General features: G+C 62.8%; 5 protein-coding genes. 3 read left to right on the top strand and 2 right to left on the bottom strand.

Annotated elements, in window-relative coordinates; all coding sequences use genetic code 11:
- Together EN925_RS26025 and EN925_RS26020 are read right to left on the bottom strand one after the other, a co-directional pair.
- Positions 1-638: GntR family transcriptional regulator (locus EN925_RS26025; protein ID WP_164894387.1), on the bottom strand; the 638-nt coding region annotated here is incomplete at its 3' end.
- Between the two features lie 106 nt (positions 639-744).
- Positions 745-1,923: an FAD-binding oxidoreductase gene (locus EN925_RS26020; protein WP_127368253.1), complete on the bottom strand. Its 1,179-nt coding sequence runs from the start codon at positions 1,921-1,923 to the stop codon at positions 745-747.
- Positions 1,924-2,106: 183 nt separating this feature from the next.
- Here EN925_RS26020 and EN925_RS26015 point away from each other — a divergent pair, with 183 nt between their 5' ends.
- From EN925_RS26015 to EN925_RS26005, 3 genes are all read left to right on the top strand, one after another.
- Complete coding sequence (locus tag EN925_RS26015; RefSeq protein WP_127368254.1) at positions 2,107-3,309, top strand: pyridoxal phosphate-dependent aminotransferase; 1,203 nt, start codon at positions 2,107-2,109, stop codon at positions 3,307-3,309.
- Positions 3,310-3,317: 8 nt separating this feature from the next.
- Positions 3,318-3,758, top strand: coding sequence for an acetyl-CoA carboxylase biotin carboxyl carrier protein subunit (locus EN925_RS26010; RefSeq protein ID WP_127384515.1), 441 nt, complete (start codon positions 3,318-3,320; stop codon positions 3,756-3,758).
- Between the two features lie 5 nt (positions 3,759-3,763).
- Positions 3,764-4,051 (top strand): biotin carboxylase N-terminal domain-containing protein (locus tag EN925_RS26005; RefSeq protein ID WP_281040662.1); only part of this gene is annotated, 288 nt, incomplete at its 3' end.

Genomic DNA, 4,051 nt, shown 5'->3' with positions numbered 1-4,051 from the left:
TCCTGAAGCCGGTCGACCAGGAATTTGCCGCTGGTGATGATATGCATTTCCAACAGGCCGACGGCGCGCAGCGTATCCTTGGCTTCGCACAGGTCGATGAGTTGCCAGTGGTCGCGGTCGGACTGGGCCTGGATCTCGGTTAGCGTCACCATCATGCGTGTGTAGCGTTCCAGCTGCTGGTAGATGCGCCCCACCAGTTCGATCGTCGCCTTGCGGCCGGACGGCTGGTAGAGCGCGGCGTGGAAATTCCAGTTGAGCTGGTTCGAGTACTCGCCGGTCTTGCCCTGCTCCTGATGCTGTTTTGCGCGCTCGCGGGCCAGCGCGAGGTCGGCCTCCGTCATCCTTGGAATGGCCAGGGCCAATAGCCATGTTTCGATCCGGGCCCGCAATTCGTAGAGCTCGAGGATCTCGTCCAGGGAAATGGAGGTGACGACGGCGCCCTTGTGGGAAACCAGCGTGACGAAGCCTTCCGAATGAAGCTGATGCAGCGCCTCTCGCACCGGAATTCGGCTGACGCCGAACTCGGTGGCCAGATGTTCCTGCCGCAGCTGGAAGTTGGCCTCGTATTCGCCGATCAGGATCTTCTGCCTGATGGCATCGGCGACCTGGGTCGAGATGGTTTTCTTCTGTACGAGCATGAATCAGCCTAGGGCGGCCGCCTTGTTTGTCGACTGGCGCCGTTTTGATTGAAGAAGTGGACGCATAGCACCGTTGTCACTGCGATGCCATGTCGCCCGTTTCGCTTCAGTAGACATGTTCCTCGATAGGCTTATTGCTGGCGATCCGTTCGTAGCGGAAGGCCGAAAGGTCGATGGAGCGGTACTCGCCGTAGGCAATGAGGTCGCTGACGCCCGACCCGGTCGCCGCCGCATGCATCATGCCGTGGCCGCTGAAGCCGGTGGCCAGGATGAAGTTCGAGACCTCAGGATGCCGGCCGATGATGCCGCTGTGGTCGAAGGTGTTGTACTCGTAGAGTCCCGCCCAGGCGCGCAGCATGCGCAATTGCTCGAAGCCGGGCACACGATGGGCCAGCGCCGGCCAGATCAACTCGTCGAACAGGTCGTAGTCCACATCCAGTCCAAAATCGTCCGGCTCGTTCTCGCGCACCGGCGGAACACCGCACAGGAAGAGCTGACCTTCCGGCCGCAGCCAGAGGCCGCTTGTGTCGAAGATGAAGGGGCAGTTTTCGATCCTTGCCGGCGTTTCGAAGACGAAGACGCAGCGCTTGCTCGGGACGACCGGCAGTTCGGCGCCGGCCATCCTGGCAATGCCCGCGCTCCATGGCCCGGCCGCGTTGATCACCGTGCCGGCGGCAAGCCGGTCGCCATTGTCCAGCAGCACTTCACCCACCTTGCCGGAAGATGCCATGGTCAGTCCGGTCACTGTCGCGGCAAGATAGTCCACGCCCTGTGTGCGCGCCTTGCGACGGAATGCTTGCATCAGGCCAGGACCGTCGAACCAGCCTTCGCTGCCAAGGCCAAGCGAGCCAAGCGCGAGATCGTCCGTGTTGAGCCACGGGAAGCGTTGCGCCAGATCGACCTGCTCGATCAGTTCGGCGTCGACGCCCATGCTGCGCTGAACGCGGTTCTTGGCACGCTGCGCGTCGGCCCGCTCGGGCGTCGCCAGCACCAGATAACCGGGCTCATGCAGGCCGATGTCGGCCAACTCGTCGCCAATTGCTAGCCGCGTCTTCACCTGGCGCAGGAAGTCGATGCTGAACTTCGACATCGCGATGTTGGGCGCCGTGCCGAACTGCTGGCGGATGGCGCTGGTCGACAAGGAAGACGAGGAGGCCGTGTAGTAGGGGTCCCGCTCGATCACCGCGATCCTGCCGTCGAAATCCGGGTTGGTTGACAGGAAGTAGGCGATCGAGCTGCCGACAACGCCTCCGCCAACGATCACCACATCATAGTTTGTGCCCATTCCAATCGTGTTCCCTATTTCGAATATCATCCGTGGCGACCAAGGATTGGATACTTTCCTCTATCGACCCACCTCCAGGATGAGACATACCCCGGTCTTCGACGCAGAAAAAGGGGTTTGACGCGAAAGTCAGAATACATTATCCAATCTGTAGCAAATATCTTACATGCCGAGGATTGTTCCGTGGGCCTCATCGCTCCCCGTCTCGACGTCATCAAGCCAAGTCCGAGCATGGCGGTCACCGCGCGGGCAATCGAAATGCGCTCGGCCGGCATCGACGTTATCAGCCTGAGCGCCGGCGAGCCGGATTTTCCCACGCCTCCGCACATCGTCGAGGCGGCCTACGAGGCGATGCTCAGGGGGGAGACGCGCTATACGGCGGTCGACGGCACCACCGCGCTGAAGAAGGCGGTGGCCGAAAAATTCAGGCGCGAGAACAGCCTCGACTACAAGCCTTCGCAAATAAGCGTCGCGGGGGGCGCCAAGCAGATCATCTACAACGCCCTGCTGGCAACGCTGGCCCCGGGTGACGAGGTGGTTGTCCCAGCGCCCTATTGGGTTTCCTACACCGATATCGTCCTGCTCGGCGAAGGTAAGCCCGTGGTCGTTCCCTGCACGGAGGCGCAGGGCTTCAAATTGACGCCGCAAGCCCTGCGAGCCGCGATCACCGGGCGCACCAAGTGGCTTCTGCTCAACACGCCATCCAACCCGACAGGCGCCGTCTACAGCCGCGACGAACTCGCTGGCCTCGCCGAAGTACTGCTCGACCAGCGCCACGTCCACGTGCTGACCGATGACATCTACGAGCATATCCTGTTCGATGGACGTACCTTCCATACCATCGCCGGCGTCGAGCCGCGGCTGAAGGACCGTACGCTCACAGTGAACGGGGTATCGAAGGCCTATGCCATGACCGGCTGGCGGATCGGCTATGCCGGCGGGCCGGAAGCGCTGATCCGCGCCATGGCGACCGTGCAGAGCCAAAGCACGTCGAACCCGTCATCCATCTCGCAGGCCGCGACCATTGCCGCTCTGGAAGGTCCCCAGGACTTTCTTCGCCCTCGGGCGCTCGAATTCCAGGCTCGGCGCGACCGCGCTCTGGAACTGCTGCGCAAGATTCCCGGCCTCACCTGCCAGACGCCCGAGGGCGCCTTCTATCTCTATCCCAACTGCTCGGGCCTGATCGGCCGTCGCCGCCCCGACGGCACTCCCATCGGCAGCGACGACGACTTCTCGCTCTACCTACTCGATCAGGCGCGAGTCGCGGTGGTGCAGGGCTCTGCCTACGGCCTGTCGCCGCATTTCCGCATTTCCATAGCCACGTCGATGGACCTGATCGAAAAAGCGATCGGACGCATCGCCGAGGCTGTCGAAGCGCTGCGGTAGGGCCGGCGATGGATCTCGAGCTCGTCCAGAAGCTGATCGAATTTGTCTCGCGTTCGCCCATTGCCGAACTGGAGATCGAGCGCGACGGCGTTCGCGTCCGCATGTCCAGGCCTACGGCGTCGGCGCAATCCGCGTCGCAGGTGCAGCCTGGGCCTGACGTAACGGTCCGTTCCCCAGATCAGACGTCGACATCTCTGCCCATCGCACGCCATTCGATCCGCGCGCCGCTGACGGGCGTGTTCTACCGCTCCGGCACCGAAGGCGAACCGCCGCTGGTTGCCGTTGGCGATGTGGTCGCGGAGGGGCAGAAAATCGGTGTCCTCGAAGCCATGAAGACGTTCAATGTCGTGGAATCCGATCGCGCTGGGCGGATCGTCCAGATCGCGTTCGACGACCATGCAGCGGTGCAGTCCGGCGACGTGCTGTTCGTGCTGGAAGATGAGGGCTGAGGGCGATGTTCGATACCGTCCTGATCGCCAACCGCGGTGAAATCGCGCTGCGCATCCTGCGCGCCTGCCGCGATCTCGGATTGAAAACGGTGGCGGCGCACTCGGAGGCCGATGCAAGCCTTCGCCATGTCGCACTGGCGGACAAGGCGATCTGCATCGGACCGGCTGCCGCGACGGAGAGCTATCTCAACATCGCCGAGATCATCGCGGCCGCGCAACTCACCGGCGCGGGCGCGATCCATCCTGGCTATGGTTTCCTTTCGGAGAACGCCGCCTTCGCCGAGGCTGTCGAA

This window comes from Mesorhizobium sp. M7A.F.Ca.US.006.04.2.1, assembly GCF_004022915.1.
Taxonomy (GTDB): Bacteria; Pseudomonadota; Alphaproteobacteria; order Rhizobiales; family Rhizobiaceae; genus Mesorhizobium; species Mesorhizobium ciceri.
Note: the sequence above shows the minus strand (reverse complement) of the source record. Positions and strands in the feature narration are given on the sequence as shown.